This is a genomic window from Streptosporangium subroseum (genome assembly GCF_900188345.1).
GTDB lineage: Bacteria > Actinomycetota > Actinomycetes > Streptosporangiales > Streptosporangiaceae > Streptosporangium > Streptosporangium subroseum.
Map to the genome: position 1 here is coordinate 1 of NZ_FZOD01000031.1, position 26,795 is coordinate 26,795.

Here is a 26,795-nt window from a genome sequence, read left to right on the forward strand (position 1 = left end):
CGTTGTAGACCGCGTCGTCCAGCACACCCGCGAGCGCGTCGGTGACGGCCGCCCCGGTGTACAGGGTCTGGCCGGTGTTCGCGATCGTGATCGTGTAACCGACCGTGGAACCGGGCGTGGTGGTGACGGTGTCCGCGACCTTGGTGACGGACAGGGCGGGGACGAGCACGGTGACGAGCGTCGTGCACGCCGGGGTGGACCCGGTGGACGGGCAGGTGCTGCCCAGCTCGTTGGAGAACGCCCTGTTGACGATCTGCTTGTCGCCGGGGTCGGGGTCGAGGACGGTCACCGAATAGGTGATCGTGGCACTGGCGCCGACGGCGAGGTCACCGGTCCAGGTCAGGTTGGGGCTGGTGAAGACGACCGTGCCGGTCGTGGCGGTCGCGTCGCCGTTGTAGGCGGCGTCCGGGAGCACCTTCGTGAGCTGGTCGGTCACCGTCGCCCCGGTGTACGGGGTCTGGCCGGAGTTGGCGACCGTGATCGTGTAGGTGATGGTGCCACCGGGGGTGACCGTGGCCCTGTCGGCGCTCTTGGAGACGTCCAGGGCGGGGATCAGCACGGTCACGGACGAGGCGCAGGCCGGGTCGGTGCCGCCGACGGGGCAGTTGGTCCCCGGGGTGGCCGAGGTCATGACGGAGTTAAGGACCTTGTCCCCCGGGTCCGGGTTCCGCACGGTCACCGAGAAGGTGACGGTGACGGTCTGGCCGACCGCGAGGGCGCCCTGCCACATCGCCTCGCCGCTCCCGGGAACGAAGGTGAGCTGGCCCGACGAGGCCGTCCCGTCGCCGTTGTAGACCGCGTCGTCCACCACCCCGGCGAGCAGGCCGTCCACCGCGGCGGCGTTGTACGGTGTCTGCCCGGTGTTCGCGATCGTGACCGTGTAGCGCACCACCCCGGTCGGAATGGTCGTGGCGACGTCCGCCGAGTTCGTGATCGTGATCCTGGAGATCAGGACCTCGTGGGAGCAGCGGGTGTCGGTGCCGCCGACGGGACAGGTGGCGCCCGAGGTGGTGGAGGTGACGGTGTTGGTCAGCCTCTGGTCACCGGTTCCCGGGTTGTCGACCGTGACGCTGTAGGTGACGGTGACCGCCTGGCCGGGGGTGAGACCTCCGGTCCAGGTGACGGCCTGGCCGGCGAAGCCGACCGTTCCCCTCGTGGCGGTCGCGTCGCCGTTGTAGGTCGCGTCGTCCAGCACCCCCGCCAGCGCGTCGGTGAGGTTCGCCGCGGCGAAGGGGACCTGACCGGTGTTGGTGGCCGTGATCGTGTAGGTGACCGTCCCACCGGGTGTGGCCGAGGCGCTGTCGGCGGTCTTCGCGATCGTCAGAATCGGGGTGAGGATGACGACCCTCGCGTCGCAGGCCGTGTTCCCGCTGGCGGGCGGGCAGGTGCTGCCCGTCTCGGTGGAGGTGGCCGCATTGGTCAGGAGCTTGTCGCCCAGGGCGGGGTCGTCGGTGGTGACCGAGTAGGTGACGGTCGCGCTTGCCCCGACCGCCAGGTCACCGGTCCAGGTCAGGGTCTGACCGGCGAGGCCGACCGTGCCGGTCGTGGCGGTCGCGTCCCCGTTGTAGGTCGCCTCGTCCAGCACCCCGGCGAGCGAGTCCGTGACGGTGGCCCCGTCATACGGGGTCTCCCCGGTGTTGGCGATCGTGACCGTGTAGGCCGCCGCCCCTCCGGGGACCACCGCGGACCTGTCGGCGACCTTGGTGATCGTCAGGGCGGGGATCAGCACGGAGACGGAGGCGGTGCAGCCGGGGTCGGTCGCCACGGGACAGGTGCTGCCCGGCGCCGAGGAGGACGCGGCACTGGTCATCACCCTGTCGCCCCGATCGGGGTTGTTCACCGTGAACGTGCCGGTCACCACGACGCTGTCGCCCACGGGGATGCTCCCGCTCCACGTCAGCGCGGTCTCGCCCAGTGACAGCGACCCGGAGGTGGCGATCTGGTCTCCGTTGGGGACGGCGTCGTCGAAGATGCGGCCCCCGTCGAGGATGACGGTGATCCCGTTGTACGGCGTCTGCCCCGTGTTGGTGATGAAGGTGGTGAAACGCACGACGGTGCCCGGGGTGACGGTGTCAGCGTCGGCGAAGGAGAGGATCTCCAGCCCCACCGTGGTCACCGTCTCGGAGCAGCGGAGGTCCGTGCTCCCGGCGGCGCAGTTGCTGTCCGGCGACTCCGACACCAGTGTGTTGGAGAGGATCCCGTTCCCCAGGCCCGGGGGGTTCGCCGTCACCGAGTAGGTGACCGTGGTCGACCCCTCGGCCGGGACGTTCCCGGTCCAGGTCAGCTCGGGTTCGGTGTAGGTGACGGTGCCCGTGCCGGCCGCGGCGTCCCCGTTGTAGGTCGCGTCGTCCAGCACGTCGGCGAGCGAGTCGGTGAACGTCGCGCCGACGTACGGTGTCAGCCCGCTGTTGCTGATCGTGACGGTGTAGGTGACCACCTCGCCCTGCGCGACCACCCCGGTGCTCGCGGCCTTGTCGAACGTCAGCGTGGTCGCTTCCGTGACCTGGACGCCGGCGCCGCAGCGCGAGTCGGTCCCGCCGGCCGGGCAGTTGCCGCCCGGGGTAGCGGAGGTGACCGCGTTCGCCAGGTTCAGGTCGCCGGTCGCCGGATTGTCGATGGTGACCGTGTAGGTGATCGTCGCGCTCACCCCGACCGCCAGATCGCCGCTCCAGGTCAGGTCCGTCCCGGCGAAACCGACCGTGCCCGTCGTGGCGGTCGCGTCCCCGTTGTAGACCGCGTCGTCCAGCACTCCGGCCAGCGCGTCGGTGAACGCCGCCCCCGTGTAGGGGAGCTGACCGGTGTTGGCGGCCACGACCGTGTAGGTGATCGTGCTCCCCGGTATCCCGGTCGTGGCGTCGGCGGTCTTGCTGATCGTCAGTGCCGGCACGAGCACGACCACGGTGCTGGTGCACCGCGGGTCACCGCTCGCCGGGGCGCAGTCGCTGCCGGCGGTGGGTGAGGAGATGGTGTTGACCATGAACCTGTCCCCGAGGACGGGATCGCCCACGGTGACCGTGTAGGTGATCGTCGCGCTCGCCCCGACCGCGAGATCGCCGGTCCAGGTCAGATCCGTCCCGGCGAAACCGACCGTGCCCGTCGTGGCCGTCGCGTCCCCGTTGTAGACCGCGTCGTCCAGCACCCCCGCCAGCGGGTCGGTGAACGTCGCCCCGGTGTACGGCGACTGCCCCGAGTTGGTGACCGTGACCGTGTATCCGACGGTGCCTCCCTGGACCGTGGCACCGGTGTCGGCGACCTTGACGATCGTCAGGCCGGGAACGAGCACGTCGAGCCGGGCCGTACAGCGAGGGTCCGAGCCGCCCGCCGGGCAGGTGCTGCCCGGTGCGGCGGAGACCAGGGTGCCGGTGATGATCCGGTCGCCGGTGGGCGGGTTCTTGACCGTCAGGGTGCCGGTGATGGTGACGACGCCCCCGACGGGGATGCTCCCGGTCCAGGTGATGGTGGTGGCGCCGAGGACGAGCGTGCCCGAGCTCGCGACCTGGTCACCGTTGGGGATGGCGTCGTCGACGGTGCCGGCGGTGGGGCTGGAGACGACGATCCCCGTGTAGGGGACCTGCCCGGTGTTGGTGAACGTGGCGTTGAGGCGGATCACCGAACCGGGTGTCGCACCGGTCTGGGTGTAACTCTGCTCCAGCACGAGGCGCGCCACCGGCACCGAGGAGACGCACCGGGTGTCGGTGCTCCCGGCCCGGCAGTTGCTCCCCACGGCGGACGAGACGACGGTGTTGGAGAGCCGGGCGTCTCCCGGGTCGGGGCTCCGCACCGTGACCGTGTAGGCGATCGTCGCGCTCGCCCCGACCGCCAGATCGCCGCTCCAGGTCAGGTCCGTCCCGGCGAAACCGACCGTGCCCGTCGTGGCGGTCGCGTCCCCGTTGTAGACCGCGTCGTCCAGCACCCCGGCCAGCGCGTCGGTGACGGTGGCGCCGGTGTACGGCGTCTGCCCGGAGTTGGTGACGGTGACCGTGTATCCGACGGTCGACCCGGGTGCCGTCGTGGTGGCGTTCGCGGTCTTGGCGATCGTCAGCTGCGGCAGAAGGACTGCTACCGTGACAGCGCACCGGGGGTCGGTACTCCCGGCCGGGCAGTTGCTGCCTGGTTCGGAGGACACGGCAGCGGTGATCATCTGCCGGTCACCCGGGTCGGGATCGCGCACTGTGACCGAATAGGTGATCGTCGCGCTCGCCCCGATCGCCAGGTCCCCGGTCCAGTTCAGGTTGGGGCTCGAGAAGACGACCGTGCCGGTCGTGGCGGTCGCGTCGCCGTTGTAGACCGCGTCCGGGAGCACCCGGGCCAGCGACTCGGTCACCTGGGCTCCGGTGTACGGGGTCTGCCCCGTGTTGGCGACCGTCATCGTGTAGGTCACCGTGTTGCCCGGCACGGTCGTCTGAGTGTCGGCGGTGTTCGTGATCGTCAGCGCGGGGACCAGGACCGTGACGACGCTGAAGCAGCCGGGCGCCGTCGCGCCGATGACCGGGCAGGTGCTGCCCGGCGCGGCGGACGTGACGGAGCTTCTCAGGACCTTGTCGCCGGTGTCGGGGTCGTTCACGGTGACCGAGCCGACGATGGTGACCGTCGCGCCGACCGCGATGTCCCCGCTCCATACGACCGAGCCGTCCGGAGCCAGGCTGATGCTGCCCGAGGAGGCCGTGAGGTTGCCGTCGTAGGTCACGTCGTCGGACAGAGCCGAGATGTCGATCGTGGCGCTGATGCCCGCGTACGGCGTCTGCCCGGTGTTGACCAGCGTGGTGGTGTACTCGACGACGCTCCCCGGAGTCGTCGTGGCGACGTCCGCCTGGGTGGTGAGCGTCAACTGCGGGACGAGGACCGCCACGTTGCCGGCGCACCGGGTGTCGCCGCTCCCCGCGGGGCAGTTGCTGCCGGTGGTGGGCGAGGAGACCGTGTTGGAGAGCACCTTGTTCCCGGGGTCGGGATCGAGGACGGTGACGGAATAGGTGACCGTGGCGGTCGCGGCGACCGCGAGGTCGCCGGCCCAGGTCAGCGTGGAGCCGGCGAAGCCGACCGAGCCACTGGTCGCGGTGGCGTCCGCGTTGTACGTCGCGTCGTCCAGCACCCCGGCCAGCGCGTCGGCGAACGTCGCCCCGGTGTACGGCGTCTGCCCCGAGTTGGTGACCGCGACCGTGTAGTTGACGACCGACCCGGGGGTCGTGGTCGACGCGTCGGCCGTCTTGGTGATCGTCAGGCCGGGGATCAGGACCGGGACGGTGGTGAAGCACGCGGGTGCCTGGTTGCCCACCGGACAGGTGTTTCCCGCCGCGGCGGAGGTGACGGAGGTCGTCATCACCTGCTCACCCGTGACGGGGTTGTTCACCGTGACCGAGGCGGTGACGGTGACCGAGGCGCCGATGGGCAGGTCACCGGTCCACGTGAGGGCGCCGTTGGGGCCGGAGACGACACTGCCCGACGTCGCGACGGCGTCGCCGTTGTACGTGGCGTCGTCGAGCGCGCCCGCGAGGGAGAAGGTGAAGCCGGTCCCCGTGTAGGCCGTCTGGCCGGTGTTGGAAGCCGTGACCGTGTAGTTCACGGTCGAACCGGGTGTCGCGGTGGCCACGTCCGCGCTACTGGTGATCACCAGGGCGGGGATCAGGATCGTGACGGTGGCGGTGCACTGCGCGCCGGGATTTCCCGGCGGGCAGGTGCTGCCGGGAGTGGACGAGGAGATCGTGTTGGAGATGGTCCTGTCCCCGGTGTTGGGGTTCCTCGCCGTGGCCGAGTAGGTGATGGTCGCGCTGGCGCCGACCGCGAGGTTTCCGGTCCAGGTCAGGTTGGGGCCGGTGTACGACAGGTTGCCGCTCGTGGCGACGGCGTCGGCGTTGTAGACGGCGTCGTCGAGCAGGCCGGCCAGCGAGTCGGCGAACGTCGCGGCCGTGTACGGGGTCTGGCCGTTGTTCGTCACCGTGACGGTGAAGTGGACCGTCCCGCCGGGAGTCGTCGTCGCGACGTCGGCGACCTTGACGATGGACAGCCCGGAGATCGTCACCGTCGCGGTGCATCGGGGATCGCCGCCGCCGGCCGGGCAGGTGCTGCCGACCGTCGGCGAGGTCACCGCGTTGGCCAGCACCTTGTTTCCGGTGTCGGGGTTCTTCACCGTGACCGAGTAGGTGATGGTCACGGTCGTACCGGCCGCCACGTTCCCGGTCCAGCTCACCGTCTGGCCGGTGAAGGACACCGAGCCGCCGGTGGCCGTCGCGTTCCCGTTGTACGTCGCGTCGTCGAGGACGTCCGCCAGCGGGTCGTTCATCGTCACGCCAGTGAACGCGCTCGACCCGGTGTTGTTGACGGTGATCGTGTAGTTGACCGTGTCGCCCGGGCCCGCCGAGGAGGTGTTGGCCGTCTTGACCATGACCAGCGGGCCGGGCGTGATGGAGAACGTCACCGACCTGGTGTCGGTGTGACTGTTGGCGTCGGCCACCTGGACGGTGACCGGATAGCTGCCCGTCGTCGTCGGGGTGCCCGACACCACACCGGTGGAGGCGTTAAGGGTGAGGCCCGGCGGCAGGCTGCCCGCGGTGACCGACCAGGTGTACGGCGCGGTGCCGCCGCTCACGGTCAGCGGGAAGCTGTAGGCGACTCCCGTCTGACCGCTCGGGGGTGTGGAGAACGTGAACGTCGGCAGCGGCACGATCGTCACGCCGGCCGTCCTGGTCGTGCTCTGGTTCTGGGCGTCGACCACCCTGACGGTGAAGCTGAAGGTGCCTCCCGTGGTCGGGGTGCCGGAGAGCTGACCGGTGGAGGTGTTCAGGGTGAGGCCCGGCGGCAGGCTGCCCGCGGTGACCGACCAGGTGTACGGTGCGGTGCCCCCGCTCACGGTCAGCGGGATGCTGTAGGGAGTCCCCACCTCTCCGTCGGGTGGCGCGGGGAACGTCAGCGCCGGCGGCGGCGCGATGACCAGGGTGACCGGCTTGGTGGCGCTCTGGTTGCTGGCGTCCGTCACCTGCACGGTGAAGGGATAGCTGCCCGCCGAGGTGGGGGTGCCCGACAGCACGCCGGTGGAGGCGTTCAGGGTGAGGCCCGGCGGCAGGCTGCCCGAGGCGATCGACCAGGTGTACGGCGCGGTGCCTCCGCTCACGGTCAGCGGGACGCTGTAGGGCGCTCCCACCTCACCGGCCGGTGGCGCGGGGAAGGGCAGGGTCGGCGGGGGGTTGGGAACGACCGTGGCCGAGGGGTCGGAGGGCTGGCCGGGGCCGGCCGTGTTCACGGCGGTGACGGTGAACGTGTACGAGGCCCCCGGTGTCAGGCCGGTGACGGTCTGGGTGGTCGCGGTACCGCCGAACGTCTGGGTCGGCTGCGCGACGCCGTTGATGTACGGCGTGACGATGTAGCTCGTGATGGCGCTGCCGTTGTTCGCCGGCGCCGTCCAGGTGAGGGTCGCGGACGAGGAGCCGGCGGTCACCGCGGTGATGGACGGCTTGCCGGGAACGTTGTAGGGGACGACCGAGTTGGACGCCGGGCTGGCCGAGCCGGTGCCGATCGCGTTCACCGCGGCGACCGTGAAGGTGTACGGCACGTCGGCGGTCAGTCCGGTCAGCGTCCTCGTGGTGGCCGAGGCGTCGAAGGCCACCGGCGTCTGGGCCACGCCGTTCCTGTACGGGGTGACCACGTAGCCGGTGATGGGGCTGCCGTTGTTCGCCGGCGCCGTCCAGCTCACCGTCGCGCTGGTCACCCCGGCCGTGGCCGTGGGCGCGGTGGGCGCCGCGGGGGCGGCGAGATACGTATAGGCGGCGAACGCGGCGAGACCCTGGGTGACGACGGTGACCCGCACCGCCCCGCTGGCGGACCTGCTCGGCATCGAGGGGATGGTCAGGGTGCCGTTGCCGTTGTTGATGAAACAGCCGGTGGTGACCCCGGAGGGGCAGGGCAGCAGGACCACGGGGGTGCCGGCCTGCTGCTGGGCGACGGTGCCGATCTCGATGGCGGTCGCGTTGGAGATGTTCGTCCCGCTCACGGTCACGGTGCCGCCGCCGGCGATCGATCCCGAGGTCGAGCTCAGGGTGATGCCGCTGGGCGTCGACGGAAGCGTGCCGACGGTCGTCGACGACGAGTAACCGGGATTGGCGTCGACCGACGACGCCGTGGCCACGGTCGTGGTCTGAACCAGCGCCGGCGTGACCCCGGTCCCGGTGACGATGCCCACCACGGTGATCGGCGGTAACGTCGCCCCGGCCGCGAACGGGCCGTTGCTGTTGGTGCAGGTGACGGACCGCCCGGACGGCGCCGCGCAGACCCATCCCGTGCCGTAGGCCCCCGCGGCCACCGTTCCGGCGGGCAGGGTCTCGGTCACCGAGATCGGGGAGGTCTCCGGCAGACCCGCGGCCACGCCCGCGACGACGCTGTAGGTCACGGGGTCGCCCGGCGACAGCGTCGCGGCGTTGTAGCTGGTCTGCGAGACGGCCAGCTCGGGGACCGCGCTGATCGTGAGGACCTTGGCCTCGTCGACCTCGTGGAAGTCGGTGACGGCACCGGTGGAGGCCACCCAGCCGAACGCGAGCTGCCGGGGGACCCCGTTGGCGTTCAGCCAGCTCGACGGGAAGAGGCCCGAGGTGACCGAGGGAAGCGTGCCGGTCAGCGTCCTGGTCACGCCGCTGACCAGGGTGACCAGCACCCGGTAGCTGTTGGCCGGGACCGTCATGCCGGCGGCGGTGGTGAGGACCGCGTTGGTGGGGTTGATGCCGACCTGGACCGGGACCGCCGTGCGTAAGACCGACCTCAACGCGAGGGCGGCGGAGCTCGTCGAGGTGGCGGTGCTGTTGATCGCGCAGTAGCCGACGGTGCCGTTGCCCGGCCCGCGGACGACGACCTGGCCGGGCACCCGGACACTGCCCGTCCCGATGTAGGCCGGGTTCGTGCAGCCGCTTCCCTGGTAGGCGCTGTTGCTGAAGTTTCCGTACACGTCGAGGCCGATGCCGAGGTAGCCGTAGGCCAGGCCGGGGAGGGCGGAGAAGGAGGTGTAGCCCAGCGCACCGCCCGACTGGCCGATGTTGGCCGGGGACTGGGGGTTGGCCGGATCGACCGCCGCCAGCACAAAGCTCATGCCGTCGGCCCCGCCCCCGCCGTACTGGTAACTGTTGAACGTCACGTCGAGGCCCTGCGAGGTGGGCACGCTGACGGCGCCGAAGAGCCCGCCCACCTTGCCGGTCGTCGCGTTCGTCAGCCGCAGCTTGCCGAAGCCCGGGAGGTCCGGGTCGGTGGTGCAACTGCGCAGGACGCCGGTGCTGGTGTTGCCCGAGGCGGTCAGGCACGCGAAGTTCGTCCCCGACTGGCCACTCGGCAGCGCGGGCAGTACCACGGCACCGGTTCCGTTGGCCGTGTTGTTGTGGAACGGCTGGTCGAACAGGACCGTGCCGGCCGCCAACGCGGGACGAGGCGCCAGCACGGCCGCCGTGCCGGTCAGCCCCGAGCAGGTCAGGGCCAGGACCAGGACCTGGGCGGTCCCTCTCCTGACACGAGGCACCCAGGCCCCCTGTCCGGACACCGCAGCGAAGAAAGGCACGCCAACACCCCGATCGATCTCGATGCTCGCGGCTTCATGACCTGGAACGCCCTGAGGGTCAGGGTGAATCGTGGTCGCCGGGCTCCGAATCGTCCGAAATGGTGATCCAGGCCCTGGCCTCTTGAGTTCGCCGGGACACCTCGGGTCGCCGGAGCCGTCCCGGAGACCTCTGCGGAGAGACCTCGCCGTAACGACTCAAAGTCTCTGATCAACTACGTAGAGTGTCAATCAACGCGAAGAGGCGGCGTGGCGGCATTGGACATGCCGGATATCTCACGTGGTTTCGGTTCGACTGGCGTGGCCGTATCGCTACGGGGAGTGGCGGAGACCGCCGAGGGCTGCAGAGAGCCGGAGTTCAAAAAGAAAAAAGCGGGGCCCGAAAGAGCCGGAGGCCCGAAGGAAGCGGGGGCCAAAAAGGAGCGACCCCTCGGCGGTGTGCGGAACACACCGCCGAGGGGTCGCGGATCGTTTCAGGCGCGGGCCGCGCCTCAGACGCAGGCCGTACGGACGACGTCCGCCAGGCGGCCCGCCATCTGCTCGGCCTGCTCCGCGGAGGCGGCCTCGACCATGACGCGGATCATCGGCTCGGTGCCGCTCGGCCGGATCAGCACCCGGCCGGTCTCCCCGAGCTCCGCCTCGGCCGCGGCGACCGCCGCGGACAGTGCGGGAGCCGAGACCTTGTCGCGGTCGACATCCCTGACGTTGACCAGGACCTGCGGCAGACGGGTCATCACCGAGGCCAGCTCAGCCAGCGACTTCCCCTCTCGCGCCACGACCGCCAGCAGGTGGAGCGAGGTCAGCAGACCGTCTCCGGTGGTGGCGTGGTCGAGCATGAGGACGTGGCCGGACTGCTCGCCGCCGAGGTTGTAGCCGCCCGCCCTCATGGCTTCCAGGACGTATCGGTCGCCCACGGCGGTCTCGATCATGTCGATGCCGGCGTTCTTGAGTCCGATCTTGAAGCCCAGGTTGGACATGACCGTGGCGACCACGGTGTCACCGACCAGTTTCCCCTCGGCGTGCATGGCCGTGGCCAGCACGGCCATGATCTGGTCGCCGTCGATCACCTCGCCGGTGTGCGAGACCGCCAGGCAGCGGTCGGCGTCGCCGTCGTAGGCGATACCGACGTCCGCGTCGCGGGAGACCACGATCTGCTGGAGCTTGTCCAGGTGAGTGGAACCGACCCCGGCGTTGATGTTGAGACCGTCGGGGCGGGCCCCGATCGTCTCGACCGTGGCCCCGGCCCGCAGCAACGCCTCGGGAGCCACCATGTGGGCGGCGCCGTGAGCGCAGTCGAGGACGACGTTCAGGCCGTCCAAGCGGCCGGTGACGGTGGACAGCACGTGGGACACGTAACGATCGGCCTCGCCGTACGCTTCGCGCACGCGGCCGACCGAGGCTCCGACAGGGCGATCCCACTTCTCGTCGAGCCGCTGCTCGATCTCGTTCTCCATCGCGTCGGGCAGCTTGTAGCCGCCGCGAGTGAGGAACTTGATCCCGTTGTCCGGGGCGGGGTTGTGGGAGGCGGAGATCATCACGCCCATGTCGGCTCTGAGAGCGGTGGTGAGGTAGGCGACCGCCGGGGTGGGCAGTACGCCAAGCCTGAGGACGTCCACGCCAGACGACGCGAGGCCGGCGACCACGGCGGCCTCCAGGAATTCTCCTGAAGCTCGCGGGTCCCGGCCTACGACGGCGACGGGACGACCTCGTCGCCCGACGCTGGCATGGAACGCCCCGGCATCGCCGAGGACATGAGCTGCGGCCACGGACAATTCCATGGCGAGCTCGGCCGTGAGGTCGCGCCCAGCGACCCCACGTACCCCGTCGGTGCCGAAAAGGCGCCCCAACTTAACGCTTGCTGTACTGCGGAGCCTTGCGGGCCTTCTTGAGGCCGTACTTCTTGCGCTCGGTGGCGCGAGCGTCACGGGTCAGGAAGCCTGCCTTCTTCAGCGGCGGGCGGTTGACCTCGACGTCCAGAAGGGTCAGCGCGCGGGAGATACCCATGCGCAGAGCACCGGCCTGGCCGGTGACGCCGCCGCCGTTGATGCGGGCGATGACGTCGAACTGGTCCTCAGCGCCAAGAACCACGAAGGGCTCGTTGACGATCTGCTGGTGGACCTTGTTCGGGAAATAGTTGTCAAGCGTGCGACCGTTGATCGTCCACTTGCCGGTGCCCGGCACGATGCGCACGCGGGCTACGGATTCCTTGCGGCGGCCCGTGCCGTACGAGTTGCCCGTGGTGATGGGCTTACGGACGGCGGCCTCGCCGCTGGCAGTGGACTCGGAGGTGTACTCGGAGGGAAACTCCTCCGCGGAGTACGCTTCCTGCTCGCCCTCGACGGGCGTCTCGACACCGGTGGGCTCAGCCACGGTTCTCCTCTAACTTTCCTACTCGGCGTCGGCCATCGGCCAACGCTGCTGGCGACAAGCCGCTGACTACTGGGCGATCTGGGTGAGCTCGAAGGGCACAGGCTGCTGCGCCTGGTGCGGGTGCTCGGAACCGGCATAAACCTTGAGCTTCTTGATCATCTTCCGGCCGAGGGCGTTCTTGGGCAGCATGCCCTTCACGGCCTTCTCGACGGCGCGATCAGGACGCTTGTCCATGAGCTCGCCGTAGGTAACGGAACGCAGACCGCCGGGGTAGCCCGAGTGACGGTACGCCTTCTTCTGCTCAAGCTTCTTACCGGTCAGCGCAACCTTTTCGGCATTGATGATGACAACGAAGTCACCGGTGTCGACATGGTTGGCGAAGGTCGGCTTGTGCTTACCGCGAAGCAGGATCGCGACGTGGCTGGCCAGCCGGCCGAGCACGATGTCAGTGGCATCGATGATGTGCCACTGGCGCTCGACTTCGGCGGGCTTGGGTGTGTACGTGCGCACGGTCGTATGCCTTCTTTGCTCGCGTCTTCGGCGCTGTCGGAAGTGACAGCAACTTGGTCGGTAGGTGCGGGCACACGACAGCCCGGACCTTCCGTCTCCCAAAGACTGAGGAGATGACGCCGGACGCGCCGCGTATCGGTCTGCACAGGAGACCAATTCGCACACAACGAACTAGCAGGATACCGGCGCGGATGAGTGTGGGTCAAAAGACAGACTCTGCGCCGGTGTCCCTGGCAGTCTACCCGTGACCGGACAGTGCTGGGGGATGTCGCCCATGAGCCTTCACAGAACGGTTCCGATACGTTCTCCGCTTTCTCTTCTTCCCCACCGCAAACATCTCTATCTTTGATAGCGGTATGTGGCAGCTTCCTCACCCCCGGCATACCCAGCGGACCCGCCTGCGCCGTATGGGACTGTTCGTGTGCCTGGCCGCGGTCCTGCTGACCGGATTCGTCCTCGGCCGGGGCACTCGCGCCGAGGAGCCCCCGGACCAGATCTATCTGAACGCCGGGCCGGTCACGCCCACATCCACGCCCTCGCCCAAACCCACCGCTCAGGTCAGACCGGGGCGGGCCACCGACCGCCGCGCTCCCCTCGTCCGGGTCGTCCGTCCCTCCGTCATGCCCACGATGACGCGGGAGCGGCGCCCCGTACGCGCCACTCCGAGCCTCGGAAACTCGATCGACGGCTCGGCCAACGACGGCCTCTCCTCCGTCATCAACGGTGGCGGCCAGGATGGCACCCCCGCCCTGACCGCGATGGAGAGCGAGGTGGTCCGGCTCGTCAATCTCGAGCGCAGGAAGTACGGATGCGCCCCGCTCCGGATCGACAGGCGGCTGACCCGGTCGGCCAGGGCGCACTCGTCCGAAATGGCCGGCAGCGGCGAGCTCTCCCACGACTCCCCGAACGGCGGGTCGCCCTGGGATCGGATGGAGACCGCAGGCTACGGCGACGGGGGCGCGGAGAACATCGGCCGTGGCTACACCTCGGCCGATGAGGCGGTGCGAAGCTGGATGGCGACCAGCGGCCACCGGCACAACATCCTCAACTGCAAGCTCACCGCCACCGGCGTCGGGGCCGTGGACGGCCCGATCGGGCCGTGGTGGACCCAGGATTTCGGCTACTCCTGAGTAAACCGGCCCTGTCGAAAGGGCTAGTCTCGGCGCATGGGTTTTCCCGGGGAGCCGCCGCGCCGCCAGCCTTACAACCAGCCTGACGCGTCGCCGCCCACGCAGGGCGAGCACTGGTTCGACGCCTCATCGCACAACCGCGCCCCCGAAGGGGCGAGGGCCGCTCAGGGTGCGTGGCCGCCTCCTTCCCAGCCCCAGCAGCCACCCTCACCACCGCGGCAGCAGCCGCCGCAACGCCAGGAACGGCCGCGGCAGGAGAGGTGGAGCCCCTATGACGAGGGCCCCCGTTCCCGCCGTCCGATTTACATCGCCGTCGGCGCGCTCGCCGTGCTGATCGCCGGAGGCATCGGCCTGGCCATGCTCGCCAACTCCGACCCCCCGGCGACAACCGGTACGGCGAGTCCTCCCTCCGCGGACTCCCGCGCACCGGCACCCAACACCCCCGACGACAAGTTCGGATTCGCCACCGCCCGTAAGACCGATCCCCTCCTTCTCACCCTGAACGAGGTGTTCAAGAACAAGAAGGTGAAGATCGGCGGGCAGAGCTATCTGATGACCACGCGCAGGGCCGACAAGAAGTGCGGTGACGCCGTGGTGGGCAGCAAGCTCCAGAAGGCTCTCACCGGGGGTAAGTGCAACCAGTTGCTGCGGGCCAGTTTCCGCGACGCCTCGGGGAAGATCATCGGTACCGTGGGGGTGGCCAACCTCAGCACGTCGACGGGGGCGGCCAAGGTCGTCTCCGCCGGAACCGGCAAGGAGCGGGAGGAATACATCAAGCCGCTGCCCGGTAAGGACACGGTCACCAAATTTCTCGGCACGGGTGAGGCATTCGTGGGCGAGTGGAGGCACGGGCACTACGTCGTGATGGTCTGGTTCCAGTACAAGGACGGGCACCTGCCGAAGAAGACCGAGGTCAAGAAGCTGAACCAGGCGGCCTTCGGCGCCGCCGACGCGACCGTGACGCCGGCCCTCGAAGGCCGCTCACTGACGGGCAAGCGACCGTGACAAAGAGCTCATTTAGCCACTTTCACCCCATAAAACCGTCGGGCGATACGGCCGAGAACGCCCATACACGCATGACGATCTCTGGCTATCGCTAGGCTGCGACACATGCGTGGCCAGGAATCCGGGTCCGAGCACGAACGTGAAGCCGACGGTTCGGCCGCACCGGCGACGCCACCGCCGAGTTTCGGTCAACCTTCGCCGCACGTGCCACGGACCGATCTCACAGGTGACGAACAGCCCTATGTCCGCCCGGCATGGCCGGAGCCGGCACCCGGGGCAGCCCAGCCGTGGACGGTTCCCGGCGACGACGGCGCCCCCTACGACTGGCTGGCCGAGCCCGAGCCTTCCGCGCCATGGTCCGGCTCCCCGCAGCCCGGCTCTCCACAGCCCGGGCAGCGCCCCGGCGCTCCGGCGCCCCAGAGGCCTCCCGGTGCGCCATGGTCCGGTTCCCCGGTAACGCAGGATCCCTCCGGCGCCACGTGGCCCGGCTCTCCGGTGACGCAGGATCCCTCCGGCGCGACATGGTCCGGCTCTCCCCGTACGGAGTCCAACCCTCCGACATGGGCGCCCCCCTCCCCCTCGTCACGGGAGCCGGTCACCCCGGGGTGGTCAGGCCCTTCCGCTCCCGCGGAACCCTCCGGCCCATCGTGGCCGGGCACGTCGACCGGCGACGAGTCCTCCACGCCCCCCGGCACCGTTCCGTTGAACAACCCGCCGCTGCCCACGGCGCCGATCGTGCCCGGAGCCCCACCGTGGCAACCGCCGCCGGCCTTCACCGCCGCCGCCGCGGGTATGCAGGTCTGGCCGGACACCCACTGGCCCGCGGCCACCGGAGAACCGGTCTGGTCCGACCCCGAGGAGACGATCGCCCGCCCCGGAGAGCCGGGCGACATCGCCGTCTGGCCGCCCGACGCGGCCTTCCAGGACGACCCCGGTGAGAGCACCGCCAACGTCCGAGGGCCCGAGTCCTCCCCACAGGCTCACCCGCAGTCACCCGAAGCGGGCCCGTACACCCCGGGTCAGACCTCGTCCCCCGAGCAGGGCGCCTACCCTGCGACCACACCGCGGCCCCCCGAAGCGGGCCCTCACGCCCCGGGGCCCATCCAGCCGGGCGCCTATCCCCCGGGCGCGCCGCAGTCACCCGAAGCGGGCCCCTATGCCCCGGGTCAGACCTCGTCCCCACAGCCGGGCGCTTACTCCTCCACCGCACCGCGATCATCCGAGGCGGGCCCCTACTCTCCGGCGCCGTCCACCGAACCGACCGTCCAGTCCCCCATGCCCGCGCCCGTCACGCAGGCCCCGACGTCCGAGCCGGAGCTGATCTCACAGGTGCCCGCGCCGCCCCTCGAACCGGCCACCCACGCCCCTGCACCGCCTCAGACTCCGGGCCACCGCCCCGGGGCGGACTTCCATACCCCCGATTCGGGCAGGCCGACGCCGCCTCCGGGCGCCGTGGACCAGGAGACCCCGCCGGGCGGCATCCCGATGCTTCCTCCGCTGTTCCCTCCCCTCCCGGTGGCGGCGCCGATCAACCAGCCGGCTCCCGCATCCGGTGTCCTGGTCCCGCGCGACGCGTTCACCCCGGCCTCGGCCGTCGTCCCCGAGCCCCCGACGTCTCCGCCCGCCGAACCGGCCCGCAGCCGGGGCAACACCGCGCTGATCGCGGCTGTGGGCGCGGTCGTGGTGATCGGCATCGCCACCGGCTCGATCTTCGCCTACCAGTCGATCAGCGCCGGGAATCCGACGAGCGCATCCGCGCCGATCCCCGCCCCCGAGATCATCGATCCCGCCCAGGATCCGGCCCCGGAGCCCGAACCGATCAACACCACGATGCTCGACTCCGAGAAGACCGACCCGGGCAAGCTGACCGTGCCCGACGCCTTCACCAAGAAGGTGACCCTGGCAGGGGCGACGTTCACCCGGGTCAAGACCAACATGACCGAGGACTGCCGGAAGGCGGCGGCCGGCAAGTTCGCCCGCACGCTGGACAGTCAGGACTGCCGCCGGGTGCTGCGGGCCACCTATGTGGACAGCAAAAAGAAATACGCGGTGACCACGGGGATCGCCGTACTGCCCACCCGTGAGTCCGCGATCGAGGCCGACAAGGCCAAGGACCTCAACGACAACCTGTGGTTCCGCAGCCTGCCCGGCGACGCCGGCAGTGGAGCCGAGCGCGTGCACATCGCAGGTGGTTACGCGGCCGGGATGGTGTGGGGCCGCTACATCGTGTTCAGTTACGCCACCTTCAGCGACGGCCACACGCCGACCGCGAAGGAGAAGAGCCTGGGCAAGGTCAGCAGCGCCTTCCGCGACCAGACCGCCAAGGTCGTGGAGCGCCGCGTCAGAAACTGAGCGAGCGCGCTCCCCCGGGCCCGGACGATCTCGTCCGCCTTACACGCTGAGCGTGCGCACCCGGCGGGTCTCGACGGCCCGCCGGGCCAGATCCTCCGCTTCCGGATAGAGCACCTCTTCGAGGCAGAGGCCGTGCGCGGGTGCGACATGCACCTTGGAATCCCGTGCGGCGCTCCTCAGCACCTGGCCGGGCCAGTCCACCGGAAGCCGCCCCTCCCCGACGGGGAGCAGCGATCCGACGAGGGCCCGGACCATCGAGTGGCAGAACGCGTCGGCCACCACCGTCGCGACGAGGATGCCCTCCTGGCGGACCCAGTCGAGCCGCTGCAGCTCACGAATCGTGGTCGCTCCCTCGCGCTTCTTGCAGAAAGCCGCGAAGTCATGCTCACCCAGCAGGTGGGCGGCGGCCGCGTTCAGCCTGTCGACGTTGAGGCCACGGCTGTACCAGGCGACTTCGCGCCGGCGGAGCGGGTCCACACCGCCCGGCGCGTCGGAGATCCGGTAGGCATACCGCCGCGACATCGCCGAGAACCGGGCGTCAAAGCCCTCAGGAGCCACCGTAACGCGATGAATACGCACATCGGAGGGCAGAACCCCTGACAGCCGTCTTAACAAGGCAGGGAGCCGCTCATCGACGCCCTCCGGCGACCCGGGGTCGGAGAGGGGGCTCGTCGGGGGTTCCTCCCGGCGGTAGCGGTTCTCCAGCGCGCCGAATCCGCCGGCATCCAGATCCACATGGGCGACCTGCCCCCGCGCGTGCACCCCGGCGTCGGTCCGCCCGGCCACGACCAGCGTCGGCGGTTCGGGAAGCCGGAGGACCTTGCCGAGCCCCTCCTCTATCTCCCCCTGCACGGTCCGCTGTCCGGGCTGCTTCGCCCAGCCGGAGAAGTCGGTGCCGTCATAGGCGAGATCCAGGCGCAGCCGTACCACGATGTTCCTCCCGGAAAACGGAAACGGGCCCGGCGGCTCCCAGAAAGAAGGAGCTGCCGGGCCCGTTCACAGGACCTGAAAGATCAGGCGTTGTCCTTCTTGTCGGTCTCCTCGGCGGGAGCCTCAGCGGCCTCGGTCGCCTCAGCGGTCTCCTCGGAAGCCTTCGGCTCCTCGGCGGCCTCGGTGGGCTCCTCGGCCTTGGCCTCCTCGGCCTTCGGCTTCGCAGCGGCGGCCGGGGCGGCAGCGGCCTGGCTGACGCGGACCGGGTTCAGAGGCTCGGTCACCAGCTCGATGACGGCCATGGGGGCGGCGTCGCCCTTACGAAGGCCGATCTTGGTGATCCGGGTGTAGCCACCGGGGCGCTCGGCGAAGGTCGGCGCGATCTCGGTGAAGAGGTGGTGGACGACGCTCTTGTCCCGGACGACCGTCAGGACCTGGCGACGGTTGTGCATGTCGCCCTTCTTGGCCTTGGTGATCAGCCGCTCGGCCAGCGGACGAAGGCGCTTGGCCTTGGTGACCGTGGTCTTGATCCGGCCGTGCTGGAACAACTGGGTGGCGAGGTTCGCCAGGATCAGCCGCTCGTGAGCCGGGCTTCCGCCGAGGCGGGCACCCCTTGCTGGCTGAGGCATTTCGTTCTCCTTGAGAGTTAACCCGCCCCGGCCGTATGAGGTACCGGGGTCAGGCCGGGGGTCCGTGGACCCCCGTTATTCAGCGAAACTCAGTACTGCTCGGTCTCGACGTACGCGCTGTCGTCGTCGTCGTAGCCGCCGCCGGCCACCGCGCTGGGGTCGAACCCGGGCGGGGAGTCCTTCAGCGCGAGCGTCATCTCGTGCAGCTTCTGCTTGACCTCTTCGATGGACTTCGCACCGAAGTTCCTTATATCGAGAAGGTCCTGCTCGCTGCGGGCCACGAGTTCACCCACGGTGTGGATGCCCTCGCGCTTGAGGCAGTTGTAGGAACGGACCGTGAGGTTCAGCTCCTCGATCGGCAGCGCCAGGTCGGCGGCCAGGGCCGCGTCCGTCGGCGACGGGCCGATGTCGATGCCCTCGGCCTCGACGTTCAGCTCGCGGGCGAGGCCGAACAGCTCGACGAGGGTCTTACCGGCCGAGGCCACCGCGTCACGGGGCTTCATGCACGGCTTCGTCTCGACGTCCAGGATCAGACGGTCGAAGTCGGTGCGCTGCTCGACACGGGTCGCCTCGACCTTGTAGGTGACCTTGAGAACCGGGGAGTAGATGGAGTCGATCGGGATACGACCGATCTCCTGGCCCGGCTGCTTGTTCTGCGCGGCGGAGACGTAACCGCGACCGCGCTCGACGGTCAGCTCCATCTCCAGCTTCGCCTTGCCGTTCAGCGTGGCGATGCGCAGCTCGGGGTTGTGCACCTCGACACCGGCCGGAGGCGCGATGTCGGCGGCGGTGACGTCGCCGGGGCCCTGCTTACGCAGGTACATCACCACGGGCTCGTCGTGCTCGGAGGAGACGACCAGGTCCTTGAGGTTCAGGATGATGTCGGTGACATCCTCCTTGACCCCCGGCACGGTCGTGAACTCGTGCAGCACACCCTCGATGCGGATACTGGTCACGGCCGCGCCCGGAATGGACGACAGCAGCGTGCGCCGCAGCGAGTTGCCGATGGTGTAACCGAAACCCGGCTCCAACGGCTCGATGATGAACTTGGACCGGGTCTCTTCGAGGGACTCCTCGAGAAGGGACGGGCGCTGAGCGATCAGCATGTGAGATCTCCCCTTGCATGGCGGCGCCCGCTATTTGACGCCGCTCGAACAACAGCATAGGTGCCGTACGGCGAACCGCACGGCACCTGCAGAGCTTCTACTTGGAGTAGAGCTCGACGATCAGCTGCTCCTGGACCTGGGTGTCAATCTGCTGACGGACCGGGAGCTGGTGAACCAGGACGCGCATGGCGTCCGGGATGACGCCCAGCCAGGCCGGGAACGTCTTGTCACCGGAGGTGGCGCGAGCCACCTCGTAGGGAAGGAGGTTGCGCGAACGCTCGCGAACCTCAACGATGTCGTGCTCGCGGACGCGGTACGACGGAATGTCGACCTTCTTGCCGTTCACCAGGATGTGTCCGTGACGGACCTGCTGGCGAGCGGCGTCGCGCGACTCGGCGAACCCGGCGCGGTAGACCACGTTGTCGAGACGGCTCTCCAGGATCTGGAGGAGGTTCTCGCCGGTCTTGCCACCCTTGCGGTTGGCTTCCTCGTAGTAGTTGCGGAACTGCTTCTCGAGGATGCCGTAGATGCGGCGGGTCTTCTGCTTCTCACGAAGCTGGAGCTGGTACTCAGACTCCTTGGGCCGACCGCGACCGTGCTCACCCGGGGGGTAAGGACGGATCTCGATGGGGCACTTCGCGGACTCGCACTTCTTACCCTTGAGGAAGAGCTTCGTCTTCTCTCGACGGCAGAGCTTGCAGTCCGCACCCGTATAACGAGCCATTTTCTATATCTCCTGGGCGTCAGACGCGACGGCGCTTGGGCGGACGGCAGCCGTTGTGCGGCACGGGAGTGACGTCCTGGATGGAGCCAACCTCGAGGCCGGTCGCCTGAAGCGAACGGATCGCGGTCTCACGGCCGGAACCGGGGCCCTTGACGAAGACGTCGACCTTGCGCATGCCGTGCTCCATGGCCCGGCGAGCGGCGTTCTCGGCAGCCATCTGCGCGGCGAACGGGGTGGACTTACGAGAGCCCTTGAACCCGACGTGGCCGGCACTGGCCCAGGAGATCACGTTCCCGTTCGGGTCGGTGATCGAAACGATCGTGTTGTTGAACGTGCTCTTGATGTGGGCGTGCCCATGAGCGACGTTCTTCTTTTCCTTGCGACGCACCTTTTTGGGTGCGCCCTGGCGGCTCTTAGGAGGCATTCTTTGCCTTCACTCCTGAGGTATTCGGTCCTGCGGCTACGCGGACTACTTCTTACCGGGCTTCTTCTTACCGGCCACGGTCTTCTTCTTGCCCTTACGGGTGCGTGCGTTGGTCTGCGTACGCTGACCATGCACGGGAAGGCCACGGCGGTGCCGAATGCCCTGGTAACACTGAATCTCGATCTTGCGACGAATGTCGGCCTGAACTTCGCGACGGAGGTCACCCTCGATCTTGTAGTTCGCCTCGATGTAGTCACGCAGCGGCACGAGCTCTTCGTCCGTGAGCTGGTGAACCCGAAGGTCACCGTTCACGCCGGTGGCCTCGAGGGTCTCCAGGGCGCGCGTGCGACCGATTCCGAAAATGTAGGTGAGAGCGATCTCCAGCCGCTTGTCGCGGGGGAGGTCGACGCCAACCAGGCGAGCCATGGTCGGGCATTCTCCTTCTTTATGGCGGAGGTCCTGCGCCTCACTTCCCCTCCCCATGCCCGGGGTGAGGGCCCCGGCCTCCGACCGGGGGTCTCCTGCGGGGTACGGCCGAAGCCGCCGACGCAAGTGTGAAACGCGATTACTTTGACGGCCCTACATGGGTTGAGTCCGCTACGGAGAGCGGACTCCTGCAAGGCCTGTTACTGCGATTAACCCTGACGCTGCTTGTGGCGCAGGTTCTCGCAGATCACCATGACGCGACCGTGCCGGCGAATCACCTTGCACTTGTCGCACATCTTCTTGACGCTCGGCTTGACCTTCATAGTCTTATTCGTCCCTCAGACGCTTACTTGTATCGGTAGACGATCCGCCCACGACTGAGGTCGTAGGGGCTCAGTTCGACGACAACCCTGTCGTCAGGAAGGATACGGATGTAGTGCATCCGCATCCGCCCGCTGATATGGGCCAGGACCTTATGGCCGTTGTCGAGCTGCACCCGGAACATCGCGTTCGGGAGCGACTCAACCACAGTGCCCTCGATCTCGATGGCGCCGTCTTTCTTGGCCATGTCCCTCGCGTTTCACTGATCGGTCGTCTGAGGCTTCGGAACACTAAGCAGCCGCGACCCAGCGCTTCGTTGAGAGCGGCGGTTGCGAAACCGCCGACGCGCAATGGTCATAGTGAACCGAAGAGGGAGTGTACGGCACCGGGCGAGGAAATGCGAAACACACGGCCGGTACCTTGACACAACCGCTACTCAGGATACCGCAGATCCAAGGCAGGACACGCAACGCGGCACGACGCATGAATAATCGTGCCCTCATTGTAAGCACATCTCACCTGGTCGAAGCCAGTGGCCGGGCCACCGGCCCCTAGTCGCGACGCTCCTGACCTGACGCAAGGAAGTCCCCCGGCGACCTTGCGCCGGGGGACTTCCTTGATCGACCTGCCTTGATCACGATTTCCCGATCATGCTTTTCCCGCCGGGGAATATCGACCGGCATTCTCCGAAAGCCGCGGCCCGCCCCTAGAAGGCGTCGCCCCAGCGGCCGCAGTCGTCGGAGCTGTTGGTGCCCTCGCAGACCCGGATGTCGAAGTCGTTGAAGCCGTTGCTCTTGCGGAAGCCGCCGAACTTGTCGAAGTGCTGGTTTCCGCGGGTCTTGAAGACCTTGGCGTGGAAGCCGGACCGGTCGTGCCACTTGAACCACACGTAGCTGTACTGGCGGTCGCGGTCACGGTCGACCAGGTCCCCGTAGAACCAGTAGCGGCCGCTGCCGTCCTTCGTGTAGTACCCCTTGAAGGAGGAGCGGTGTCCGAAGTTCTCACCGCGGCCGAATCCGGAGTAGTACGGACCGAAGAAGTGCTTGGACGAGCTCTGGGCCTGCTGAGCGGCGGCTGTGGCGACAGTCGCGGCAGTGGGGGTCGAGGCCATGGCCGCGGGGGCCGCCGCCATGGTGGCGGCGAGGGCGCCCGCCAGCGCCGTTCCGGCGAGAAGGGTGCGTACCTTGCTCATTTTTTCCTCCTGTGAAGGGTCCGGCCGTTCGGACACCGCTCACGTTAGGAAGAAACGACAGGCCGTTCCGCGGAGGAATACGCACTCAACGCCCAGCGTGCATTATTACGGGTTGCGATCCCTGCCGAGGCCCGTCACAACCGTGGTGAGCAGCAACATCACTCCCCACGGACCCATCACCCACAGCGGCCACGGATAGGGAAAGTCGAAACCGTCGGTCGCGCCGACGATGAACCAGACCATCCAGTTGATGCCGCTCGCGACCGCCCAGACGGCCCATACGGACTTCAGGGCCCTGTGGCTCGCCTGATGCCCGCCGGGGCGTCCACCTCGCTCTGAGAGGCGGGAAGAGGCGTTGGACAGCCCTTGCAGGTCAACGTCGGGCAGGTCGGAGGTGAGCGTGGCGAGTTCGCCGTACGTCCTGCTCGTGTAGAGCTGCTCCAGACGCTCGTCGAACTCCTCGACGGTGAGCCGGCCCTGCGCATAGTGCTCCCGCAGGACCGAGGCGACCTTGTCGCGATCTCCGTCCGAGGCCCGTGTGTTCGGACCAGCCGCCATCGTCAACCACACATCCGCTCACCGCTGGACAGTGCTACCAGACTTGTCAGGTTACCTGTTCGGGATCTTTCGCGAGGTCGGCGAGCCGCTCCGCTCCGCCGTCGAGGGCGGTCAACACCACAGGGCCGTCATCTGTCACCGCGACGCTGTGTTCGAAGTGCGCCGAGGACTTGCCGTCGACGGTGATGACGGTCCAGTCGTCGGCCAGCACCTTGGTCCTGTCCGTACCGAGATTCACCATCGGCTCGACGGCGAAGCACATGCCCGGCTCGAAACGCGGCCCGCGGCCCGGCTTGCCGTGGTTGGCGACCCAGGGGTCCATGTGCATCTCGGTGCCGATGCCGTGCCCGCCGTACTCCTGCGGGATGCCGTAGCGGCCCTGGGAACGGACGTACTTCTCCACCGCGTGGCCGATGTCGGACAGGTGGCGGCCCACGGTGAGCACGGCGATGCCGCGCCACATGGCCTCCTCGGTGACCCGCATCAGCTCGGTCAGCTTGGGGTCGACCTCACCGATCGGGACCGTGATGGCCGCGTCGCCGTGCCAGCCGTCCAGGATGGCGCCGCAGTCGATGGAGATGATGTCGCCCTCCTGCAGGGCCCGCCGGTCACTCGGGATCCCGTGGACGACCTCGTGGTTCACCGACGCGCAGATCGTCGCCGGAAAGCCCTGGTACCCCTTGAAGGAGGGGATCGCGTCTTCGTCCCTGATCGCCTTCTCCGCGATCCCGTCGAGGTCCAGCGGGGTCATCCCGGGCCGGACGCTCTCCCGGAGCAACTGCAGGGTCCGGCCGACCACCAGGCCCGCCGCCCGCATCTTCTCCAGTTGTTCAGGCGTTTTTATCTGGATCCCATGCTTGTTCTTTTTGAACACGTGCACACCCCCTGGGGTGGTTCAACGGGCGATCGGAGAGCTCAATTCCCCCGATTCTGCCCTAAACGACAGCACGCCACCCATGGGAACCCATGGATGGCGTACTGGACAAATATCTTTAATCGGCGAACGGGCTCAGAGCCTCCATCGCACGCTGGGTGACCTCTTCCACCGGACCGGTCGCATCCACGCCGACCAGGATGCCCTCGTCGGCGTAGAAGGACACCAGCGGGGCGGTCTGCTCCTGGTAGACCTCCAGCCGGTGCCGAACGGTCTGCTCCTTGTCGTCGTCCCGCTGGTAAAGCCGTCCGTTGCAGGCGTCGCAGACGTCGTCCTTCTTGTCGTCGAAATCGACATGCCAGATACGACCGCACTGACTGCAGGTGCGACGACCTGCCAGCCGGCGGACGACCTCCTCGTCGTCGACCACGAGCTCCAAGACGAGGTCCAGACCGACCCCGAACTCAGCGAGCATCTTCTTCAGGATCTCGGCCTGGGGCACGTTCCTGGGGAAGCCGTCGAGCAGGAAACCGTCCTGCGCGTCGCTCTCCGAGAGGCGGTCACGGACCATCGCGATGGTGACCTCGTCGGGTACGAGGTCGCCGCGGTCCATGTATTCCTTGGCAAGCTTGCCGAGCTCCGTGCCACCCGAGACATTGGCGCGGAAGATGTCACCTGTCGAGATCTTCGGGATGGACAGGTTCGATGCGACGAACTGGGCTTGTGTCCCCTTACCCGCTCCGGGGGGCCCGACCAGGACGAGACGCACTATTTCAGGAAGCCTTCGTAGTTGCGCTGCTGCAGCTGGCTCTCGATCTGCTTCACGGTGTCAAGGCCGACACCAACCATGATCAGAATGCTCGTCCCTCCGAACGGGAAGTTCTGACTCGCACCGACGAGCGCCAACGCGACGATCGGCACCATGGAGATCAGGCCCAGATACAGCGCGCCAGGAGCGGTGAGTCGCGTGAGCACGAAGTTCAAGTACTCAGCCGTCGGCCGGCCCGGGCGGATACCCGGGATGAACCCACCGTACTTCTTCATGTTGTCAGCGACTTCAACGGGGTTGAAGGTAATGGACACGTAGAAGTAAGTGAAGAAGACGATCAACAGGAAGAACGTGATCATGTACGTCGGCGTGGTGCCGCCGCCGCCGAACTCCTGTGAGATCCACTGGACGATCGGATTCGGCGCTTCCTGGGCGTTGCTGAAGAGCGACGTGACCAGCTGCGGAAGGTACAGCAACGAGGAGGCGAAGATGACCGGGATGATGCCGGCCTGGTTCACCTTCAGCGGGATGTAGGTCGAGGTACCGCCGTACATCCGGCGTCCGACCATCCGCTTGGCGTACTGCACCGGAACCCGTCGCTGGGCCTGCTCGACCATGACCACCAAGGCGATCATCGCGATACCGGTCACCATGACCACGGCGAAGACGAAAAGACCCTTGGTCTGGGCGATCGTCACCAGTTCGGACGGGAAGACCGCGATGACCTGGGTGAAGATCAGGATGGACATGCCGTTACCGACACCACGGTCGGTGAGCAGCTCGCCCAGCCACATGATGACGGCGGTTCCGGCGGTCATCGTCAGCACCATCACCGTGATGGAGAAGACGTTGTCCTTGTCGAGAAGAATGTCTTCACGACACTGTGGGAACAGCTGCCCGCTGCGTGCCAGGGCGATGAAGGCGGTCGACTGGAGAATCGCCAGGCCGACCGTAAGGTAACGCGTGTACTGTGTGATCTTGGTCTGACCGGCCTGGCCCTCCTTCTTGAGGGCCTCCAGACGCGGGATGACCACGACCAGGAGCTGAAGGATGATGCTCGCGGTGATGTACGGCATGATGCCGAGCGCGAACACTGAAAGTTTCAGCAGGGCGCCGCCGCTGAACAGCTGCACCATTCCATAAATGTTGCCGCTGGTTCCGGCCTGCGCCTGAGTGAGACAGCGGCTGATGTTCTCGGTATGTACACCCGGGGTCGGAAAAACCGACCCAAGTCGGAACAGCGCGATGATGCCCAAGGTGAAGAGCAACTTCTTACGCAGGTCCGGCGTACGGAACGCTCGGGTAAACGCGGTCAGCACGGTCCCTCCTGCGCGCCTAAAAGGCGAGGTCGGTCAGCGATGGTGCGGGGGTAATCCATCTTTGCCATCTCAAGTCAGCGAACCCAAGGAAATGAGTCGAGGCCCACTGTCCAGCGAACTCTAACGCACTACGGGCGCGGAGGCCCATTATGAGCCTCCGCGCCGCGTGGTGATACCTACAGCTCGGAGACGGAGCCCCCGGCAGCAGCGATCTTCTCCTTGGCACTCTTGGAGAAGGCGTGCGCCTGCACGTTCAACGCCACAGAGATGTCGCCGGTTCCCAGAACCTTGACAAGCTGGTTCTTCCGGACGGCACCGTTGGCAACGAGCGTCTCGACGGTAACGTCCCCACCTTCGGGGAACAGCTCGCCGAGCCTGTCCAGGTTGACGACCTGGTAGGTCGTCTTGAACAGGGCGTTGGAGAAGCCCTTGAACTTGGGCAGACGCCGCTGAAGCGGAACCTGACCACCCTCGAAGCCGAGGGGGACCTTGTTTCTGGCCCTCGTGCCCTTGGTGCCACGACCGGAGGTCTTGCCCTTGGACGCCTCGCCGCGGCCCTTACGGACCTTCGACTTGTTGGAGCCCGGAGCCGGACGCAGGTGGTGGATACGGAGCGGAGTGTTTTCTGCCATG

At 67.9% G+C, this 26,795-nt stretch carries 21 protein-coding genes; 3 read left to right on the forward strand and 18 right to left on the reverse strand.

All coding sequences use genetic code 11. The annotated features are described in order from the left end of the window. The 4 genes from CHC08_RS26835 to rplM all read right to left on the reverse strand — a co-directional run. Positions 1 to 9,487 (reverse strand): DUF7927 domain-containing protein (locus tag CHC08_RS26835; RefSeq protein ID WP_245878596.1); only part of this gene is annotated, 9,487 nt, incomplete at its 3' end. A 527-nt stretch (positions 9,488 to 10,014) separates the two neighbouring features. Next, positions 10,015 to 11,370 carry a phosphoglucosamine mutase gene (gene glmM, locus CHC08_RS26840; RefSeq protein ID WP_089210152.1) on the reverse strand — a complete coding sequence of 452 codons (1,356 nt, stop codon included), beginning with the start codon at positions 11,368 to 11,370 and terminating at the stop codon, positions 10,015 to 10,017. Between the two features lies 1 nt (position 11,371). Next, positions 11,372 to 11,893: a 30S ribosomal protein S9 gene (gene rpsI, locus CHC08_RS26845; protein ID WP_089210153.1), complete on the reverse strand. Its 522-nt coding sequence runs from the start codon at positions 11,891 to 11,893 to the stop codon at positions 11,372 to 11,374. Positions 11,894 to 11,959: 66 nt separating this feature from the next. Beyond that, on the reverse strand, positions 11,960 to 12,403 hold the full coding sequence (rplM, locus tag CHC08_RS26850) for a 50S ribosomal protein L13 (protein WP_089210154.1): 444 nt from the start codon (positions 12,401 to 12,403) through the stop codon (positions 11,960 to 11,962). 356 nt (positions 12,404 to 12,759) lie between these two features. Between rplM and CHC08_RS26855 the strand changes: the two genes are divergently transcribed. The 3 genes from CHC08_RS26855 to CHC08_RS26865 all read left to right on the forward strand — a co-directional run bounded on the left by CHC08_RS26855 (position 12,760) and on the right by CHC08_RS26865 (position 16,890). Further along, a complete protein-coding gene (locus tag CHC08_RS26855) occupies positions 12,760 to 13,533 on the forward strand; it encodes a CAP domain-containing protein (RefSeq protein WP_089210155.1) in 774 nt (257 codons plus the stop codon). Positions 13,534 to 13,569: 36 nt separating this feature from the next. Further along, on the forward strand, positions 13,570 to 14,538 hold the full coding sequence (locus CHC08_RS26860; protein WP_143653361.1) for a hypothetical protein: 969 nt from the start codon (positions 13,570 to 13,572) through the stop codon (positions 14,536 to 14,538). 702 nt (positions 14,539 to 15,240) lie between these two features. Beyond that, positions 15,241 to 16,890, forward strand: a complete 1,650-nt coding sequence (locus CHC08_RS26865) for a hypothetical protein (RefSeq protein ID WP_089210157.1) — start codon at positions 15,241 to 15,243, stop codon at positions 16,888 to 16,890. A gap of 39 nt (positions 16,891 to 16,929) precedes the next feature. Here the strand turns inward: CHC08_RS26865 and truA are convergent, their stop codons facing one another. The 14 genes from truA to rplO form a co-directional block, all read right to left on the reverse strand. Continuing rightward, positions 16,930 to 17,820, reverse strand: coding sequence for a tRNA pseudouridine(38-40) synthase TruA (truA, locus tag CHC08_RS26870; protein WP_089210158.1), 891 nt, complete (start codon positions 17,818 to 17,820; stop codon positions 16,930 to 16,932). Between the two features lie 83 nt (positions 17,821 to 17,903). Next, a complete protein-coding gene (rplQ, locus tag CHC08_RS26875) occupies positions 17,904 to 18,449 on the reverse strand; it encodes a 50S ribosomal protein L17 (RefSeq protein ID WP_089210159.1) in 546 nt (181 codons plus the stop codon). Between the two features lie 89 nt (positions 18,450 to 18,538). After that, positions 18,539 to 19,555, reverse strand: a complete 1,017-nt coding sequence (locus tag CHC08_RS26880; protein WP_089210160.1) for a DNA-directed RNA polymerase subunit alpha — start codon at positions 19,553 to 19,555, stop codon at positions 18,539 to 18,541. Between the two features lie 97 nt (positions 19,556 to 19,652). Further along, positions 19,653 to 20,279, reverse strand: coding sequence for a 30S ribosomal protein S4 (gene rpsD / locus CHC08_RS26885; RefSeq protein WP_089210161.1), 627 nt, complete (start codon positions 20,277 to 20,279; stop codon positions 19,653 to 19,655). Positions 20,280 to 20,298: 19 nt separating this feature from the next. Continuing rightward, the gene (gene rpsK, locus CHC08_RS26890) at positions 20,299 to 20,703 is read right to left on the reverse strand and encodes a 30S ribosomal protein S11 (RefSeq protein WP_020542285.1); all 405 of its coding nucleotides are present in this window, start codon (positions 20,701 to 20,703) and stop codon (positions 20,299 to 20,301) included. A gap of 45 nt (positions 20,704 to 20,748) precedes the next feature. Then, entirely contained in the window at positions 20,749 to 21,129 is a 381-nt protein-coding gene (gene rpsM / locus CHC08_RS26895; RefSeq protein WP_089210162.1) for a 30S ribosomal protein S13, read from the reverse strand. 209 nt (positions 21,130 to 21,338) lie between these two features. Next, positions 21,339 to 21,452, reverse strand: a complete 114-nt coding sequence (gene rpmJ / locus CHC08_RS26900; protein WP_089210163.1) for a 50S ribosomal protein L36 — start codon at positions 21,450 to 21,452, stop codon at positions 21,339 to 21,341. Positions 21,453 to 21,475: 23 nt separating this feature from the next. Continuing rightward, entirely contained in the window at positions 21,476 to 21,697 is a 222-nt protein-coding gene (infA, locus tag CHC08_RS26905; RefSeq protein ID WP_012887858.1) for a translation initiation factor IF-1, read from the reverse strand. Between the two features lie 459 nt (positions 21,698 to 22,156). After that, on the reverse strand, positions 22,157 to 22,642 hold the full coding sequence (locus CHC08_RS26910; protein WP_089210164.1) for a hypothetical protein: 486 nt from the start codon (positions 22,640 to 22,642) through the stop codon (positions 22,157 to 22,159). Positions 22,643 to 22,747: 105 nt separating this feature from the next. After that, a complete protein-coding gene (locus CHC08_RS26915; protein WP_089210165.1) occupies positions 22,748 to 23,200 on the reverse strand; it encodes a DUF1707 SHOCT-like domain-containing protein in 453 nt (150 codons plus the stop codon). Positions 23,201 to 23,246: 46 nt separating this feature from the next. Continuing rightward, positions 23,247 to 24,074: a type I methionyl aminopeptidase gene (map, locus tag CHC08_RS26920; protein WP_089210231.1), complete on the reverse strand. Its 828-nt coding sequence runs from the start codon at positions 24,072 to 24,074 to the stop codon at positions 23,247 to 23,249. A gap of 118 nt (positions 24,075 to 24,192) precedes the next feature. Then, on the reverse strand, positions 24,193 to 24,843 hold the full coding sequence (locus CHC08_RS26925; RefSeq protein ID WP_089210166.1) for an adenylate kinase: 651 nt from the start codon (positions 24,841 to 24,843) through the stop codon (positions 24,193 to 24,195). Further along, positions 24,843 to 26,162 carry a preprotein translocase subunit SecY gene (secY, locus tag CHC08_RS26930; protein WP_089210167.1) on the reverse strand — a complete coding sequence of 440 codons (1,320 nt, stop codon included), beginning with the start codon at positions 26,160 to 26,162 and terminating at the stop codon, positions 24,843 to 24,845. The genes CHC08_RS26925 and secY overlap by 1 nt, the downstream gene beginning before the upstream one ends. Positions 26,163 to 26,338: 176 nt before the next feature. Beyond that, positions 26,339 to 26,794, reverse strand: coding sequence for a 50S ribosomal protein L15 (gene rplO, locus CHC08_RS26935; protein WP_089210168.1), 456 nt, complete (start codon positions 26,792 to 26,794; stop codon positions 26,339 to 26,341). Position 26,795: the final 1 nt, after the last annotated feature.

Coding starts and splice junctions, on each gene's coding strand:
- CHC08_RS26855 (WP_089210155.1), top strand. CDS start 12,760: ATGTGGCAGCTTCCTCACCCCCGGCATACCCAGCGGACCCGCCTGCGC.
- CHC08_RS26860 (WP_143653361.1), top strand. CDS start 13,570: ATGGGTTTTCCCGGGGAGCCGCCGCGCCGCCAGCCTTACAACCAGCCT.
- rplQ (WP_089210159.1), bottom strand. CDS start 18,449: ATGCCTCAGCCAGCAAGGGGTGCCCGCCTCGGCGGAAGCCCGGCTCAC.
- CHC08_RS26880 (WP_089210160.1), bottom strand. CDS start 19,555: ATGCTGATCGCTCAGCGCCCGTCCCTTCTCGAGGAGTCCCTCGAAGAG.
- rpsD (WP_089210161.1), bottom strand. CDS start 20,279: ATGGCTCGTTATACGGGTGCGGACTGCAAGCTCTGCCGTCGAGAGAAG.
- rpsK (WP_020542285.1), bottom strand. CDS start 20,703: ATGCCTCCTAAGAGCCGCCAGGGCGCACCCAAAAAGGTGCGTCGCAAG.
- rpsM (WP_089210162.1), bottom strand. CDS start 21,129: ATGGCTCGCCTGGTTGGCGTCGACCTCCCCCGCGACAAGCGGCTGGAG.
- rpmJ (WP_089210163.1), bottom strand. CDS start 21,452: ATGAAGGTCAAGCCGAGCGTCAAGAAGATGTGCGACAAGTGCAAGGTG.
- infA (WP_012887858.1), bottom strand. CDS start 21,697: ATGGCCAAGAAAGACGGCGCCATCGAGATCGAGGGCACTGTGGTTGAG.
- CHC08_RS26910 (WP_089210164.1), bottom strand. CDS start 22,642: ATGAGCAAGGTACGCACCCTTCTCGCCGGAACGGCGCTGGCGGGCGCC.
- CHC08_RS26915 (WP_089210165.1), bottom strand. CDS start 23,200: ATGGCGGCTGGTCCGAACACACGGGCCTCGGACGGAGATCGCGACAAG.
- rplO (WP_089210168.1), bottom strand. CDS start 26,794: ATGGCAGAAAACACTCCGCTCCGTATCCACCACCTGCGTCCGGCTCCG.